This window comes from Clostridium sp. AF32-7AC (assembly GCF_003477925.1).
Lineage (GTDB): Bacteria > Bacillota > Clostridia > Lachnospirales > Lachnospiraceae > Otoolea > Otoolea fessa.
Map to the genome: position 1 here is coordinate 14,788 of NZ_QUEG01000016.1, position 15,748 is coordinate 30,535.

General features: G+C 47.6%; 15 protein-coding genes and 1 other annotated feature. Of the genes, 2 read left to right on the forward strand and 13 right to left on the reverse strand.

Going from position 1 to position 15,748, the window contains the following annotated elements:
* Positions 1-440: 440 nt before the first annotated feature.
* Positions 441-1,751: an MATE family efflux transporter gene (locus DWZ45_RS14085; RefSeq protein ID WP_333718289.1), complete on the forward strand. Its 1,311-nt coding sequence runs from the start codon at positions 441-443 to the stop codon at positions 1,749-1,751.
* Between the two features lie 134 nt (positions 1,752-1,885).
* On the opposite strand, the gene DWZ45_RS14090 is transcribed toward DWZ45_RS14085, so the two are convergent.
* The 5 genes from DWZ45_RS14090 to DWZ45_RS14115 form a co-directional block, all read right to left on the reverse strand.
* Entirely contained in the window at positions 1,886-3,280 is a 1,395-nt protein-coding gene (locus tag DWZ45_RS14090; RefSeq protein WP_118469491.1) for a polynucleotide adenylyltransferase, read from the reverse strand.
* 1 nt (position 3,281) lies between these two features.
* On the reverse strand, positions 3,282-4,715 hold the full coding sequence (proS, locus tag DWZ45_RS14095; RefSeq protein ID WP_118469492.1) for a proline--tRNA ligase: 1,434 nt from the start codon (positions 4,713-4,715) through the stop codon (positions 3,282-3,284).
* An 88-nt stretch (positions 4,716-4,803) separates the two neighbouring features.
* Positions 4,804-5,023, reverse strand: a binding site (T-box leader).
* 235 nt (positions 5,024-5,258) lie between these two features.
* The gene (locus DWZ45_RS14100; RefSeq protein ID WP_118469493.1) at positions 5,259-6,740 is read right to left on the reverse strand and encodes an alpha/beta fold hydrolase; all 1,482 of its coding nucleotides are present in this window, start codon (positions 6,738-6,740) and stop codon (positions 5,259-5,261) included.
* 258 nt (positions 6,741-6,998) lie between these two features.
* Positions 6,999-8,081, reverse strand: coding sequence for an AI-2E family transporter (locus DWZ45_RS14105; RefSeq protein ID WP_118469494.1), 1,083 nt, complete (start codon positions 8,079-8,081; stop codon positions 6,999-7,001).
* 357 nt (positions 8,082-8,438) lie between these two features.
* Entirely contained in the window at positions 8,439-9,164 is a 726-nt protein-coding gene (locus DWZ45_RS14115) for an RluA family pseudouridine synthase (protein ID WP_118469495.1), read from the reverse strand.
* A gap of 318 nt (positions 9,165-9,482) precedes the next feature.
* On the opposite strand from DWZ45_RS14115, the gene DWZ45_RS14120 reads away from it, so the two are divergent.
* Entirely contained in the window at positions 9,483-10,190 is a 708-nt protein-coding gene (locus DWZ45_RS14120; protein ID WP_118469496.1) for a hemolysin III family protein, read from the forward strand.
* Positions 10,191-10,401: 211 nt separating this feature from the next.
* Here the strand turns inward: DWZ45_RS14120 and DWZ45_RS14125 are convergent, their stop codons facing one another.
* From DWZ45_RS14125 to DWZ45_RS14160, 8 genes are all read right to left on the reverse strand, one after another.
* A complete protein-coding gene (locus tag DWZ45_RS14125) occupies positions 10,402-11,745 on the reverse strand; it encodes an MATE family efflux transporter (RefSeq protein ID WP_118469497.1) in 1,344 nt (447 codons plus the stop codon).
* A complete protein-coding gene (locus tag DWZ45_RS14130; protein ID WP_022358569.1) occupies positions 11,735-12,187 on the reverse strand; it encodes a MarR family winged helix-turn-helix transcriptional regulator in 453 nt (150 codons plus the stop codon). The genes DWZ45_RS14125 and DWZ45_RS14130 overlap by 11 nt, the downstream gene beginning before the upstream one ends.
* Positions 12,188-12,531: 344 nt before the next feature.
* Entirely contained in the window at positions 12,532-12,984 is a 453-nt protein-coding gene (locus tag DWZ45_RS14135; RefSeq protein WP_118469498.1) for a VOC family protein, read from the reverse strand.
* A 48-nt stretch (positions 12,985-13,032) separates the two neighbouring features.
* Entirely contained in the window at positions 13,033-13,590 is a 558-nt protein-coding gene (locus DWZ45_RS14140; RefSeq protein WP_118469499.1) for a cyclase family protein, read from the reverse strand.
* Positions 13,584-14,048, reverse strand: a complete 465-nt coding sequence (locus DWZ45_RS14145) for a MarR family transcriptional regulator (RefSeq protein ID WP_118469500.1) — start codon at positions 14,046-14,048, stop codon at positions 13,584-13,586. Before DWZ45_RS14145 ends, DWZ45_RS14140 begins: the two co-directional genes overlap by 7 nt.
* 153 nt (positions 14,049-14,201) lie before the next feature.
* Positions 14,202-14,747: a methylated-DNA--[protein]-cysteine S-methyltransferase gene (locus DWZ45_RS14150; RefSeq protein ID WP_118469501.1), complete on the reverse strand. Its 546-nt coding sequence runs from the start codon at positions 14,745-14,747 to the stop codon at positions 14,202-14,204.
* A 33-nt stretch (positions 14,748-14,780) separates the two neighbouring features.
* Complete coding sequence (locus DWZ45_RS14155) at positions 14,781-15,011, reverse strand: nucleotidyltransferase substrate binding protein (protein WP_347475390.1); 231 nt, start codon at positions 15,009-15,011, stop codon at positions 14,781-14,783.
* A gap of 48 nt (positions 15,012-15,059) precedes the next feature.
* The coding region (locus tag DWZ45_RS14160) for a radical SAM mobile pair protein B (protein WP_118469505.1) at positions 15,060-15,748 on the reverse strand (689 nt) is incomplete at its 5' end.

Consider the following 15,748-nt stretch of genomic DNA (forward strand, 5'->3'; position numbering starts at 1 on the left):
ACATTTTCACGCCGGGCCACAGCTGCTGACAGCTATGTTAATTGCAACATTCACACGATTATGCAAATATGCACATCAGACACCCAGCCTGCTACTCCTAACCTATGAGAGGGGGCTTACAAATATGCTTATGCATAAATATCGCAGATTTGAAACACAGTGCACAAACTATCACACACAATCGCCAATGTGGAGTGATTACGAAATTCTGTTCATTGCCATCATTTTGACGGTATGTTACAATGATTCACGTTGGGATAAAAAAGCGGTCTGGCTATTTGTCCCAACAATCAGGCAAAAAATCAAATAATATATTTTACTGTAAATGAAAAGGAGGTCTCTCTTTGTCCATACAATCCGCTCATCGTTCCAATGATGAAAATACGCGCCCGCATTCAGGCTCAGCATCATCCCGTGAAGCTGATCTCGGCAGTGCGCCGATCGGGTCACTTCTTTTTAAACTGGCGCTCCCGGCAATTGCCGCACAGATCATCAACGTTCTCTATAACATGGTTGACCGCATGTACATCGGCCATATCCCGGACATCGGTCCCAGCGCCCTGACCGGCGTCGGCGTCACAATGCCGATTATCATGTGCATTTCCGCTTTTGCCGCGCTCGCCGCCATGGGCGGTGCCCCGCAGGCGTCGATCCTGATGGGAAAAGGCGACAAGGATTCTGCTGAAAAGGTACTCGGCAACTGTACCTTCATGCTGACCGTCATTTCGCTCGTCCTGACCGCCCTGTTTCTTGGCTTTGGGCGCCCGATCCTCCTGATGTTCGGCGCCAGTGAGAAGACAATTCTCTACGCCTGGAACTACATGAAAATCTACGTCTGCGGCACTTTCTTCGTCCAGATGGCGCTCGGACTCAATGCCTTTATCAACGCACAGGGTTATGCCAAAACCGGCATGATTACCGTTGCCATCGGCGCTCTCTGCAACATCATCCTCGATCCGATCTTTATCTTCGGACTGCATCTGGATGTGCGCGGTGCGGCACTTGCAACCATCCTTTCACAGGGTATTTCCTGTATCTGGATTCTGCGTTTTCTGACCGGAACGCATAGTACCCTGCGGATACGGCTCCGCAACCTGCGCCCGCAGAAGAAATTTATCCTGCCATGCCTGGCGCTCGGACTGGCGCCGTTTATCATGCAGTTTACAGAAAGTGCACTGTCCATCAGCTTTAACACCAGCCTATTGAAATATGGCGGCGATACCGCGGTCGGCGCGATGACGATTCTTTCCAGCGTCATGCAGTTTTCCATGCTGCCGCTGCAGGGGCTCACACAGGGCGCGCAGCCGATCATCAGCTTTAACTATGGAGCCAAAAATATCGACCGTGTGAAAAAAGCGTTTCACCTGCTTCTGCGCTCGGCAGCCTGCTATTCCACCTTGCTCTGGCTCTTATGTATGCTGGTTCCACAGATTTTTATTTCCATCTTTACCAGCGACGCAGATCTTGCCAGATATACCATCTGGGCGCTCCGGATCTATATGGCAGCTTCCCTGCTCTTTGCCGTCCAGCTCGCCTGCCAGCAGACTTTTATTGCCCTTGGAAATGCGAAAACATCCGTCTTTCTGGCATTGCTCCGGAAAGTGCTGCTTTTGATTCCGCTGATCTTTATCCTGCCGCATTTCGTTTCAAATCCGGTATTCGGCGTGTTCGTGGCAGAACCGGTGGCAGATACGATTGCGGTGGCGACGACGGCGGCGCTGTTTTTCAGGGAGTATAAGAAATTGGGATAACTCTTTTAATCATCCTCTGATTGAAAATATTGTTGTTAAAAAAGCAAAAGGAAAAGAGACAAAATCGTTTGTCCGGCTTGTCCTGCCGGTTCCAAACGATTTTGCCTCTTTTCTCTTTTTATTTATTAATCTTCTTATGCTTTACTGGTTCCCGCATTCTGCGATTGTTTCAACACTTCCACCTCAGCCAGAAGCCGCTCTTTCTCATTCCAAGCCGGATTCTCCAGCACCTTTTCAAAGAGAAGATGCAGCGTTTTTCCAAGCGCCGGTCCCGGCTGGATGCCTGCCTGAATCAGGTCTTTTCCGGTTACCGCCAGAGTTTTAAGACGGATACAGTCACCGCGCTCCCGGATCTGCCTTGCAAGTGAGCGAACCATTTCCACCGCATCCATGCGCTCCGGCATCAGAACTTCCTGAAGGAGAAGCAGCCAGTCAAAGACCTTATCTTCCATCGCACTCATCGCGTGGCGGACAGCGCTTTCCTCCGGTTCCATCTGCATGAATGCAAAACGGCTCAGAATCTTCGCCTTATCGATCGTGTCGTTGTCCATCTTGAGTTCTCTCAGAACCCGGACACAAGTTCCCTCGCCCGCCGGGGCAAGAAAATACGACCAGCGCAAGGCTTTTTCTGCTGGCAGATGTGCCGCAGCAGCAGAAATTTCCCCCGCCATGTCTGTCTCACATTCATGTTTCACGAACATGTGCCCCTGCTGCGCTACCGTTTCCGTTTTGATCGCATCCTTGTCAGCAGCTGGCACATCCTTCGAATATACCTTCTCTTCCAACCTCTGCTTTGCACAGCTTTTCTGCTTTTTCCACGCCGCAAATACCTCCGGAAATGTCTTTGAAATGTACGGTGCCAGTCCTGCCGCCTCCGTTTTCCAGATAAATTCCGGGCGGTCGGACAGGAGTGTTTTTGTCAACTCCACCTGCACCCGTTCCTTGCTCACATGGACAAGGGAGGGCGCCAGCTCACAGAGCGCCTGCCAGGTCTTTTTCTCTATCGAAAATCCCAGCTGGGCCGAAAAGCGGACGGCACGCAGGATCCGGAGCGCATCTTCCGTAAACCGTTCTCCCGCATCCCCGACGCAACGGATCCGGCGCGCTGCCAGATCCTCCGCCCCGCCGAAAATATCGACAATTCCCGTTTCGTGGCTGTATGCCATCGCATTGATCGTGAAATCACGCCGTCTCAAGTCCTCACGCAGTTCGGCAGTAAATACGACTTCCTTCGGGTGGCGTCCATCCTCATATTCACCGTCAATCCGGTAGGTGGTTATTTCATATCCGATATGATCACGCATGACCGTGACCGTACCGTGCTGAAGCCCGGTGTCGATCGTGTGACCGAACACCTGCTTCACCTCCTCCGGGTGCGCCGAGGTCGTGATATCCCAGTCACCGGGAATCCGCCCCAGGATCGCATCGCGGACACAGCCGCCGACTGCAAATGCCTCGTAACCATGTTCTCGCAGCTTTCCCAGGATTTCCTCGACCTGGACCGGCATTTCTATCCGTTTTGGAATCATATTAATATGCCTTACCCCAATAAACCATCTTCGTTGCCGGCTTGCCGCAGCATACGCAGGTGTCAGCCAGATGTTCCTGATTGAACGGGATGCAGCGGGAGGTTACGCCGACTACTTCTTTCAGTTTATCCTCGCACTCCTGATTGCCGCACCACATTGCCTTGATGAAGCCTGGCTTATTTTCTGCGATCTCCTTCATCTCATCCAGTGTTGTCGCTACATAAGTATGGGAATCTCTGTGTGCTTTTGCACGCTCAAACATATCGTGGTGAATCGTCTCCAGAAGCTCGCCAACCTTTGCTACGATCTCATCCAGAGATACCGTAATCTTCTCATGCGTATCACGGCGAACCAGAACTGCCTGATTTTCAGCAATATCTCTCGGTCCGATCTCGACACGTACCGGAATACCGCGCATCTCGGACTCGCTGAACTTCCATCCCGGAGATTTGTCGGAATCATCCACTTTGACACGGAAGTTGGACAGAACCTCTTTTACCTCAAATGCCTTGTCCAGAACACCCTCTTTTGCCTGCTGAATCGGAACGATCATAACCTGGGTCGGAGCTACCTTCGGCGGCAGAACCAGACCATTATTGTCACCATGAACCATGATGATCGCGCCTACCATACGGGTTGTCATACCCCAGGAAGTCTGATGAACGTATTTTAATTTATTATCCTTATCCAGATACTGGATGTTAAATGCCTTTGCAAATCCATCGCCGAAGTTGTGGCTGGTGCCGGACTGCAGTGCCTTGCCATCGTGCATCAGGGACTCGATCGTGTAGGTTGCCTCTGCACCGGCAAATTTCTCCTTGTCAGTCTTGCGTCCGCGGATAACCGGAATTGCCAGGAAGTCCTCGCACAGATCCGCGTATACATTTAACATCATCTCGGTACGCTCCTGTGCTTCCTCAGCGGTTGCATGAGCGGTATGACCTTCCTGCCATAAGAACTCTCTGGAACGCAGGAACGGACGGGTGGTCTTTTCCCAACGTACAACCGAAGCCCACTGGTTGTAGTTTCTCGGCAGATCGCGGTAAGAATGTACGTCATGTGCATAAAAATCGCAGAACAGAGTCTCGGAAGTCGGACGTACACACATTCTCTCCTGTAACGGCTCTAAACCGCCCTGTGTCACCCACGCTACTTCCGGTGCGAAACCTTCTACGTGATCTTTCTCTTTTTCCAGAAGACTTTCCGGAATAAACATAGGCAGATATACGTTCTCTACGCCGGTTGCCTTAAAGCGCTTGTCCAGTTCATTGCGGATATTCTCCCAGATCGCATATCCGGCCGGTTTGATAATCATGCAGCCCTTTACACTGGAGTAATCAGAAAGCTCTGCTTTCTTTACGATGTCCGTATACCACTGGGCGAAATCTTCATCCATCGATGTGATGGCTTCTACCATCTTCTTTTCCTTTGCCATGTCATTTCTCCTTGTTAAAAACATTTTATTGTTGTTTTGTATTTCATAGAAATAAAAAAGCCCTCCGATCCCTGCTGATCGCTGCGATCAAAGGGACCGAATGGCTTAACTTCGGCGGTACCACCCTGCTTAACCAGAATTTCGTTCCGATTCTGGCTCACTTAACTTCCGTTAACGCCGGAAATACGTTGCATTTTCATGCACAGCTCCAGGGCCGGTTCAACTTTCAGGGACACAAAAGCCTCTCACCATACGGCTTTCTCTCTGGACGTGTGTCAAAGTTTACTGATTCCTCTCTTCGCCTGTTTTGTTTCTTATTGTTTGATGTTCTAAAATCAAACGCTGGATTTCTTCCACGGCATCCACAAACTCAGCCGCGCAAATCCTGACAGTATTATGATTTTACGCCAATCGGTCGGGTTTGTCAAGGCTGGAACTCGCCCTTGTACAAGTCTTGACGATACCTCGCATTTTTTACTCGGTCGTCACTGACTCGGTTGCGTCCGAACAAAAAATAATGTTTTTATCCCTATCTTACGAATCCTATTTTAATAAAATGTCCTCCCGGTACATCTCCGCCAGTGACCGCAGAATCTTCGCCGTCATCCCCCAGATGATTCCTTCCTCGCGGCGGTAGAAGTAGACATCGTAATGTCCGCGCCGCCAGCGGTAATCGCGTCCGCCCGGAACATCTTCAAACGGGAATGTCTCTTCCGGCACGGTCACAAGTTCTGTTTCATATCGCTCCGGTTCATGTTCCGCGAACCAGCGGAGCGGGACAGAAAAGGTATGATCGACCTCCGCCTCGGAATATGACCAGCGGTAGCCCTGCAGCGCACCTAAAAATGGAGAAATCTCCATCGCTCCGGGTGCTTCCAGCACATCCAACGGCGCGATAACGCGAATCTGGCGGCGACTGATTAAGAGTTCTTCCATCGCCTCACGGATCGCCGCCTGCTTCGGTGTCTCGTCCCGCTCAACGGCACCGCCCGGAAAACAGATTTCGCCCGGCTGAGTTTTTAAGCTTCCCGCGCGCACCTCAAACACCACGTGGTACTCCCCGCCTTTCTGAATCAAAGGTACCAGCACCGCCGCCCGACGGATCTTCTCCTTCTCCAGCCTTCCGGCTCTCCGGCTGCCCCAGACTCGGCTCATCTGCGCCAGCTCGCCGCCCTGTGTCTGTTCCAGGAATGATGCAACACATTGGTTAAATGCGTCCGGGTTCTCTGCTGCAATAAAATGGGTGCCCTCTAAAAGCCGAATCCTTGCGTTTGGCAGAGAACGTGCGATTTGGCGCGTGTGGCATTCGCGGATCATGTCGTCGCTCCCTGCTACCACAAGGACGGGCATTTTCAGGCGGTGGAGAAGTTCAGGGCGGATCCAGGGTTCATACAACATTAAGGATAGAAGCTCTTTTTTGTGTATATTTGCCTTCCGATCATTTTCCTTATTTTCAGGAATTTTTTCTTTCTGACAGCTTCTTCTCTGTTGTTTATTCAGTCCTTCCTGTCCATTCTGTTTTTCGTTTTCTTTTGAAAATTGCTTTTCTGTCCGCATTTTTCCTGCTGCCATCTGCATTTTTCCCCGTATCTGCCCGATGCCGCTTTTCTGCAGCCAGAGCTTCCCCACAACTCCCACATACTCCCGCGCCACATCCGCCAGCACGGACGGCTTCATGCCAAACGGGTTTAAGTTCGCTCCATTTAAAATCAGCCGATCGACATATCCCGGATATTTCAGTGCAAAAATCAGCGCAATATTGCCGCCGTCGCTGAACCCCAGCAAAATGATCCGCCTAAGTCCCCGGCGGTCAAGAAATCCTTTCAAATCATCAGCAAACCGTTCCAAGGTAAATGTCCCACAACCACGCGGAGATCTGCCATGTCCACGGGTGTCCACCGCAATCACGAGATATTTTGATTCAAAAAAGGATATCTGGTTCACAAAGTAGGAGCTGTCCTCTCCATTTCCGTGAAGCAGCACCATCGGCTGTCCGGAGCCTGACTCTTTTGTATATAAATTCACGTTTGTTCCTCCATATTAAATGATATGCATATTTATTTCAGCTTAACATCCAGCTATCTTCCAGCAACTCTTTCTCTGCTGTTTTCCAGAACTTTTATGCGTTTTTAATTCCTTATCTATTATATATGATCCTTTTGTCTCGCGGCAATTCTAAAAAATCCTTTCATCTCCTTAAATTTCCACATTCAAAAGCAATTTCAGATCGCCCATCCACCAATACTCCACTTTTTTCCTCTTTTTTCCTCTAAAAGCGCCTACTTAATGAGCATCCGCTCCTTCGTCCGCTTCCCCATACTCCTCCACAAAATCCTTAATAATCAACAGCCCAATCGGACCCAGCAGAAATCCAAACAGACTAAACAGCTGCAAGCCCACATAGATCGCCGCCAGCGTTTCAAGCGGCGACAGCCCCATTTTCTTCCCCATCAGGTGCGCCTCCGTGAACTCACGCAAAAAATAACAGAGCAGATACAGCCCGAAGAGAATCAGCGCGTGTCCCCACTCCCGCTTAAACAGGAGAAAAAGACTCCACGGCACCAGCGCCGTCCCTGCGCCGAAGATCGGCAGGGCATCCAGAACCCCGATTCCGATTCCACCCAGAATATAATATGGATTTCCAATCAGCAAAAGCCCCGCCATCGAAAATGCCGAAGTCATCAGGAAAATGACCGACTGGGTTTTCAGCCATGCGCTTCCTGTCACCGCAAGGCGCCTGCCGAGCAGGAAAAATTCGCGGTGAAACATCGAATCAAACCGCCTCCGGCGCAGTTCGTCCATCTCCTGTAAACTCAAAATCGAGGCAATGAAAAATAAAACAACCACAATAACCGCGCGCACAATCCCCGCCGCAGCAGGAACTGATTTCTGAAGGAGCTGCGGCAGCAGGATCTCCTTGACCTGTCCACCGCCCTGCAAGCCTGTTCCGCGAAAGAGCTGCCCGATTTTACCGGCAGGCAGATGAAGGACTCGCTCGATCGACTGTTCAAATTGCTGTCCGAGCAGTGACAATTCCTCCATCCGTCCTGGAAGCTCTTCTAAAAAGTGTTCCAGCTCCTCCGTGAAACGCCGTCCCCCTGCTGCCAGCAGACCGACCAGAAAAATGCTCAGCAAAATCAGCTCCACGCCCCCGATCATACCGATGGGAACGCCGATCATGCGCCCGCGGAAGGAGATTCGCAGCCGTTTTTCGAGAAATGCTGCCGATGGCTGGAGAAGCAGCGCCATCAGATACGCTGCCAGAAATGGGAATATAAGCGGCAGCAGGTAACGGAAACTCAAATACACGCCCGCCGTGACTACTGCTGTGAGAAATGCTTTTTTCTGTTTTCTGCTGAGTGCCATCTGTCTGCTCCACCTTCCCGATTTTTTCTTTATGCCATACACCGTTATAGTTCTATGATTTCTACAGCCATCCATTCAAACAAACGTCTTTTCCTTAAACCTACACGCCCTTTTTTCCGGATGTATGGCAACGAAAAACCACAGGAAACCGGTGTCAGCTCCCGCTTCTCCCGGCTCCTGCGGTCTCTTTTGTAAGCCCTCTTTAGTCGCTCCGGGGCTTACCCATGGACTTTGCCCATTTATGATTCGTACTTCCTTTGTACACACTCTAGTATGGTCAGGTCGGATAAAAATATACACGTCTTACCTTCTATTCACCCTTGACCTTTTATTTTCTTGACTTATAGAAAAGTTCGCTCACAGAACAAATTGCGGTTTGGTGGAAAACTCCATTCTTTTTCCCGTCACCGGGTGAAGGAACGATAAACGGACCGCGCACAGCGCCAGCGGTTCCCGGCGGGCACGTCCCACGGAAGCAGCCGCTGGTGCGCCATACTTGGTATCTCCCATGAGCGGTGTCCCATGCGCGGCAAACTGTACGCGTATCTGATGGTGGCGTCCTGTGTGAAGATGAATTTCCACCAGTGAACGCACGGTGCCGTCTTCCTGTTCTTTTTTTTCTAATATCTGATATTCCAGCTCTGCCCGTTTCGCACCGGCGACCGACTTATCCACAATCCGGCTGGTATTCGTTTTCCCGTCTTTCAACAGATAATCCACGTACTTACCCACATTATCCACAGGTTTTCCACATACGAGCGCCTGATAGATTTTCTCCAGTTTTCCCTCCTGTACCTGACGGCTTAAGTGCGCTGCCGCTTTCAGGTTCTTGGCATATACCATCACACCGCGCACCGGCTTGTCCAGTCGGTGGATAACTCCAACATACGGATCCACCGGGGCTGTGGACGCTTTTGGGGATAATCCTGTGGATAACTTTTTCGTCTCCTGCACCTTCCGGTGGAGATAATTTTTTATCTCGCTGACCATATCCGGCTCCAGGCGTCTCGATGTCTGCGACTCAACTCCAGCTGGTTTGACCACAACTAAAATATCTTTATCTTCGTATAATATATCTAACATAACCGATTTCCTCTCTACTTCATCCATGGATTCCCGAGCATTTTAACTTCTCAAATCATCCATGATCCATTTTATCTTCCACTTGTTAAAAACGCTTCGTTAATTTCTCATATTATAACATATCCCATTCCCCTCTTGCATATTTTTCGAAAAAGATGTATAGTATATAAAAACGTTCTATGTAGTTTTAAATACTACATACTGCATTTATAATTACTCTGTAACTGTTCAGTACCTTCACAGTCACGCGCAGTACACGTGCAGACCTACTGAACCGTTACATTACTCTCTCAATATTACAGCAAAGGAGGTTATCCTATGATTTCCAATCAAACACATACATCTGACACAACAAAACTCGCTGAAACAAAGCATCATAAATTCCACGTAAAGGATCCCGGAAGCGCGCTGACGCATTTTATCGCGATGATCGGCGCGGTGATCGCGGCAGTTCCTCTGCTTCACAAAGCGGCCGGAGAAGCAGATTCGCGCCATCTTGCGGCGTTGGCTGTGTTTATCGTCAGCATGATTCTGCTCTATGCCGCCAGCACGACCTACCACACCTTTAATATTTCCGAGCACGTTAATAAAATCCTGCGTAAGATCGACCACATGATGATTTTCATCCTGATTGCCGGAACTTACACACCGGTTTGCCTGATCGTCCTTGGAAATAACGCCGGTTACCGGCTTCTGGCGCTCGTCTGGGGTATCGCGATTGCCGGGATTCTCGTCAACGCGCTCTGGATCAACTGCCCGAAGTGGTTCTCCTCGCTAGTTTACATTGCGATGGGCTGGATCTGCGTGCTGGCGTTCCGTCAGATCGTACTGGCACTTCCGAAAAGCGCATTTCTCTGGCTGCTGACCGGCGGACTCATCTATACGGCTGGAGGCATTATCTACGCATTAAAACTGCCGATTTTCAATGCAACGCATAAAAATTTCGGTTCTCATGAGATTTTCCATCTGTTTGTCATGGGCGGAAGCCTGTGCCATTATGTGATGATGTACGCATTTGTAGCATAAGGGTGAAATACCCATTTCGTCTGACAGGCATTATGCCTCATACGTACACGAAATGCATACATTCAATTTTTTATGTCACATTCATTCTCCTTTCAAAAAAGGAACCGTCCTGATGCCAGCTGATAGACTGACCCAGGCGGTTCCTTTTCAATTCATTAAAAGCGTTTAAAAATTTTCTACGAAACTATTTTCTATGTTTTTACGTGCTTTCTCATGCTGCTCCTTTATCAAAGTCTCTTTTGATTTCCTTGTAATAAAGCACGATTCCCGTGACACCGACCAGCACTTCCGAGATCGGAAATGCAAACCAGGTAAAGCGCAGGTCAATCAGCGACAGCAGCCAGAAAATCGGAATCAGGCAGCAGATCTGGCGCATCACGGACAAAAAGAGGCTGATCTTTCCATTTCCGATCGCCTGGAAGAAGACCGGGGTCATCAGTGAAAATACCGCCGGAATAAAACTTGCCCCGATGATAGGGAATGCATTTTTTCCGATCGCGATGACCTCACTGCTCTTTGAAAAAACCTGGAGCAGCTGCACCGGAAAGAAAACGAAGCAGATCACACCGACCAGCATAAACACACAGGAAAATCCATAGCTGTCCCGCATAATTTCCCGGCATCTCGCATAGCTCTTGGTTGCATAGTTAAAGCTGAGCACCGGAACGATACACGTCTGCAAGCCCATCAGCGGGATAAAGAAAAACGTCTGCATTTTATAATAAAGCCCCAGCACCGTCACTGCCGAATCTGAAAATCCGGCAAGGATCGCATTTAAGATCACGATATAAACTGTAAATAATGCCTGCATAATAATCGACGCGTAGCCAAACCAGTAGATCTGCTTGATATAGAGCGGCATTTTTGTGCGCTCTGGCAATCTGCCAACCCCGCCAAACGATGTGATGACCGCAGCCGCCACCTGTCCGCAGACAGTCGCATAGGCAGCACCCGCGACTCCCAGCTCCGGCACCGGACCGAGTCCGAAAATCAGGATCGGGTCAAGCACGATATTCGTCAGCGCCCCCACGGTCTGGGCGACCATCGGACGGTGCATATTGCCCCGCGACTGATGGACCTTCGTCCAGTTTCCTTCCAGAAATGCCCCGATGCTGCCGATACAGACGATCTGTCCGTAGATAACAGCACTCTCGATCGCTTCCGGGGTATTCGCACTTGTCAGGACATACGGACGCATACAGAAGATCGAGAAAATGGCAAATATAAACCAGGTTCCAAGCGCCAGAAGCGTGCCTGTTCCCGCTGTTTCTTCCGCCTGTCCCGGCATTTTCTGTGCATACAGGCGCGCCATGTAGGTATTCACGCCCACGCCGGTTCCCACCGCCAGCGCAATGATGATGAGCTGCAACGGATAAATGACCGAAAGCGCCGTCAGCGCCGATTCGGAATATTTTCCCACAAAAAAACTGTCCACAATGTTATACATCGCCTGAATCAGCTGCGCCAGCATAACCGGAGGTGCGATTTGCAGCAATATCTTCGGAATTTTCTCCGTCCGGAAAAATTCTGTATCCGTTCCCGCCTTACTCTTCATCGTCCGTCTCCTCCAGTGCCTCTTCCAGAATCTGGTCATACTCCATAAACAGTTCCGTCATTCTGCGGATCTTGTCCTCTCCCAGACGTTTCGCCGCCCGCTCTTCCATCCGGCTTAACGAATATAATAATTTTTCCGAATACCGTTCGCCCTCCGGCGTCAAAACAAGCGCCTTTTCCTTCCCGGTGCTCTTTTCCGGATCCGTTACAAGAATCCCGTCTTTTTTCATCTCTGAAATCACATGGTTCACCGTCTGCCGCGGAAGCAGATACGAATCACAGATCTGCTTTTGCGTACAGAATCCGAATTCGCGGATGGTGTAAAGCACCAGCATACGGTTATAGCTCACATTGTTATTCTTTGCCCACATCGAGTATACACCACGGCAGCGGATGATCGCCTGGTTGACCTGATCGTAAAGTTTTTGTATTTTATATTCCATAACCTTCCTCATTCAATCCCATTTGGGACTGAAAGAAGTATACGACAGGATTTTGAAATTGTCAATCTTTATATATTCTTCATTCTTGATATGCAGAGATGACGTAACTGTTCACAGGTAGGCATTTTCTGAACTGAAAATTCCGTATGACACAGTTCTGATTCTCATAAAAAAAGACTATATTGTAAAACGAAAAAACACCGCCGGAAAAGCTATATAGAATAAGCCTTCCTGCGGTGTTTTTCCAAATATCACTGTCAAAGACGGGATTATATTTAATATTACCCAAAAGTACAAGGTCCGTCTGATTTTTCTGTTATATAAACTGGAAGTTGTTTATTATTTTACAAAGGTTGCATCATCTCAAGAATGATTCCATCCGGGTCTCTGAAATAAAACGCTCTGCTTTCCCCAAACCCATCTGCCCTGAAATCGAAATACTGCGGTTCAGACAAGCACTCCACATGATTTTCAATAAGGGTTTTGTAGACAGAATCAATGTCATCCGTGTAAAAGCATACTTCTGAGATAGATGTCGTAAACAAGTCTGATTGTTCCTTATGGATTTTGCTGTCTACAAACTGAATCAATTCAATCGGTGGTGCTTCAAGAGCCTTCGAACCATTCAAATATGCAACCCTTGCTTTACAATTTTCCTTGCGAAACATTTTATCTGTCTCTTCGCCCTCCATAAAGATTTCGCCCTGAAATTCAAGCCCAAGAATGTCTCTGTAGAAAGCAATGGAGCGATCTATATCAGAAACGGTTAATCCTACGTGATAAATTCTTCCAACCATATTTTTTCCTCTCCAATAATTTCTATATTTCATCAAACCGGAAGTTGTCTAAACCTCTGCAACAACCCTACAAGGCAATCCGGTCATGTCAGCATAGTTCATAGGATAGGTATTGATAAGGCAAGTCCCTCCTGATTCAATAACTTTTTGCAGATTACACAGGTTTTCAATGATAAAAACGCCTTGATCCGCACAATACTGATCCTTTGGTGTATGTTCTTTTCCACGTCGTACACCTGCACAATCTACTCCAATGATAGATACTCCTTTGTCAAGCAGAGCATCTATCAATTTGTCTGAAAGCTGTGGATGCCCTGTAAAATATTCTTTTCCACCATAGCCTTCTTTTTCAATAAATCCGGTATAAAATGCCACGAACATATTCTGTTCTACTTTACTAATATCGATATCATCAATATCTATATCCCTGTCACCAACATCAGAAACATCAAAGACTATCGCCCTTCTCTTTGTATATTCTAAAGGGAACTCTTTGTTCATAACATCAAAATGTGTTCCAAGATGACCTACCAGTGCTTTCTTTTCATTTCCCTGTGCATCCGTTACCATTTTGGGTGTGATTTTTAAAGTAATATCAATTAACATTCGTTATGTCCTCCTATTTCTGCTATTTTATCTTCCAGATAATTATTAAAATCCATCATAAACTGCTGTATTTCATCCAGTTCTTTTTTGCTGTACTTTTGTAAAAATGCGTTATCACGTTCCAGCCACAGATTATGCCTTTTCTCATGTTCTTCGTATAGCTGCTGTCCTTTATCAGTCAGTTTAAAGAAAATCTTCTGATTATTTCCTTCTGCCATATAAGACTCAATCATTCCATTCTGCATAAGTCTTCTTGTGATCTTGCTGATTGCTCCTCTGGTCATATGCATAGCCTGTGAAATTCCTGTGACATTTGGAAACTCCATATCTCCTATTGCAGCAATCGTATGTATTTCTGAATAATTATAGCCATGAAGCTCTTCTGATTCCGTCAGTTTCGATAGGACTTCCTGCTTTTCCATGTACTTTGCAAACAAACCTAATAATTCTGAATTCATTTTATTCTCCTTTCTTGTTTCTCTGGAAACAAATGTATTATACCGCTCACTTGTTTCCATATCAACAAGTCAATAAGAATATATAGGCAAAAAGCTGCTGCCAACTTATAAAATGGCAACAGCTTTAAAAATTCCAATTTTTCCACTTAATAACTAAAGCGCCGTTCCTTTCTTCGGCACAAAGAAACGACTCATATCGGTATGTTCCAGCATAAGCAGCGCCACCTTCTTCTCAATTCCGCCCGCATACCCAATCAGGCTTCCACTCGTTCCCACCACACGGTGGCATGGGATGATAATGGAAATCTCGTTATGCCCCACTGCACCGCCTACCGCCTGCGCGGACATATGGGACGCATTCTGCATCTTCGCCAGCTTTTTTGCAATCTCCCCATAGGTAGTCGTCTGTCCATACGGAATTTGCAATAAAATCTGCCACACCGCCTGTCGAAATGCGGAGCCAGTCGGATGCAGCGGCGGAATAAAGTCCGGTTCTTTGCCAGAAAAATAAATATCCAGCCATCTCTTTGCCTCGGTTAAAATCAGGGATTCCTGTGAAATAGCTCCGTCTGGAAGTGTATTTGCAAAATACTTCTGCCCCTCAAACCACAGACCCGTGAGTCCGATCGCGTCTGCCGCCAGCAGAATATCGCCTAACTTTGATTTATATGTACATGTATATACTGTTTTATCCTTCACCGTGGACTCCTCCCAGGGTTATCGACTGTTTTTTTACATCCAATCGCTTTCTGCTTCCTCCAGCTTCTTCACAAGTGTATCTTTAAGAACCGTAAAAGCCAGAATAAAGCTATCGCGTATCAGCAGAATCAACTCGTCTATTTCATCCTCATTATATATATGAACAGAGGTATTGCGTTTTTTTAACATGAGTAACCATATCTCAGCATCATTGATAAATCCGATCTTATAACCAAGCTGGAAGTTCTCAATCTGTGAAAATATTTAATCTAATCGCTTTCACTCTGTAAGCACTCCTTTTCAAATTTCTGCTTAACGATTTCTTTTTCCTGTATTTTCTGTCCCTCGGATTTCCTCATGATAGAAATAATCTACGATCACCGGATGTCCCTGCGGGACTCTTCCATAAGGCATTTCATTATCCACAAAGGCACAATCATACTTCTTAGCCATTTTCTCAGCTTTTACTTCAAGTGCTTCAAAGTAGCTGCGGTTATGCTTGTTATAGATCTCGTCGTAAAGTGGTACAAGATCAGGATATTTTCCGGCGATATAATCCATAATTGTCTTTTTGAAACCGCCTCGAAGATTGAGATTTTCGAGCCAGAACAGATCGCACTGATCCTTTACCCGCTCAAAGATTGCTTCAAAATCCGTGATACCGGGGAATACCGGGGATACGAAACAGACTGTACGGATACCGGCTTCATATACCTGCTTCATAGCAGAGATACGGCGCTCAATGCTCGAAGCAGAGTCCATATCGTTCTTGAAATTTTCATCTAGTGTGTTGATCGACCATGAAACGGTTACACGTCCAAGCTTCTTCAGCAGATCAATATCCCGTACCACAAGATCCGACTTTGTGCAGATCAGAATATCTGCGTCACTGCCGATTAACTGCTCCAGAAGTTTTCTGGTATTCCCGAATTGCTCCTCCTGTGGATTGTAGCCATCCGTCACAGAACCGATGACCACACGCTGCCCGGCATATTTCTTCG

Coding starts and splice junctions, on each gene's coding strand:
- DWZ45_RS14090 (WP_118469491.1), bottom strand. CDS start 3,280: ATGATTCCAAAACGGATAGAAATGCCGGTCCAGGTCGAGGAAATCCTG.
- proS (WP_118469492.1), bottom strand. CDS start 4,715: ATGGCAAAGGAAAAGAAGATGGTAGAAGCCATCACATCGATGGATGAA.
- DWZ45_RS14105 (WP_118469494.1), bottom strand. CDS start 8,081: ATGGCACTCAGCAGAAAACAGAAAAAAGCATTTCTCACAGCAGTAGTC.
- DWZ45_RS14115 (WP_118469495.1), bottom strand. CDS start 9,164: ATGTTAGATATATTATACGAAGATAAAGATATTTTAGTTGTGGTCAAA.
- DWZ45_RS14120 (WP_118469496.1), top strand. CDS start 9,483: ATGATTTCCAATCAAACACATACATCTGACACAACAAAACTCGCTGAA.
- DWZ45_RS14125 (WP_118469497.1), bottom strand. CDS start 11,745: ATGAAGAGTAAGGCGGGAACGGATACAGAATTTTTCCGGACGGAGAAA.
- DWZ45_RS14130 (WP_022358569.1), bottom strand. CDS start 12,187: ATGGAATATAAAATACAAAAACTTTACGATCAGGTCAACCAGGCGATC.
- DWZ45_RS14135 (WP_118469498.1), bottom strand. CDS start 12,984: ATGGTTGGAAGAATTTATCACGTAGGATTAACCGTTTCTGATATAGAT.
- DWZ45_RS14140 (WP_118469499.1), bottom strand. CDS start 13,590: ATGTTAATTGATATTACTTTAAAAATCACACCCAAAATGGTAACGGAT.
- DWZ45_RS14145 (WP_118469500.1), bottom strand. CDS start 14,048: ATGAATTCAGAATTATTAGGTTTGTTTGCAAAGTACATGGAAAAGCAG.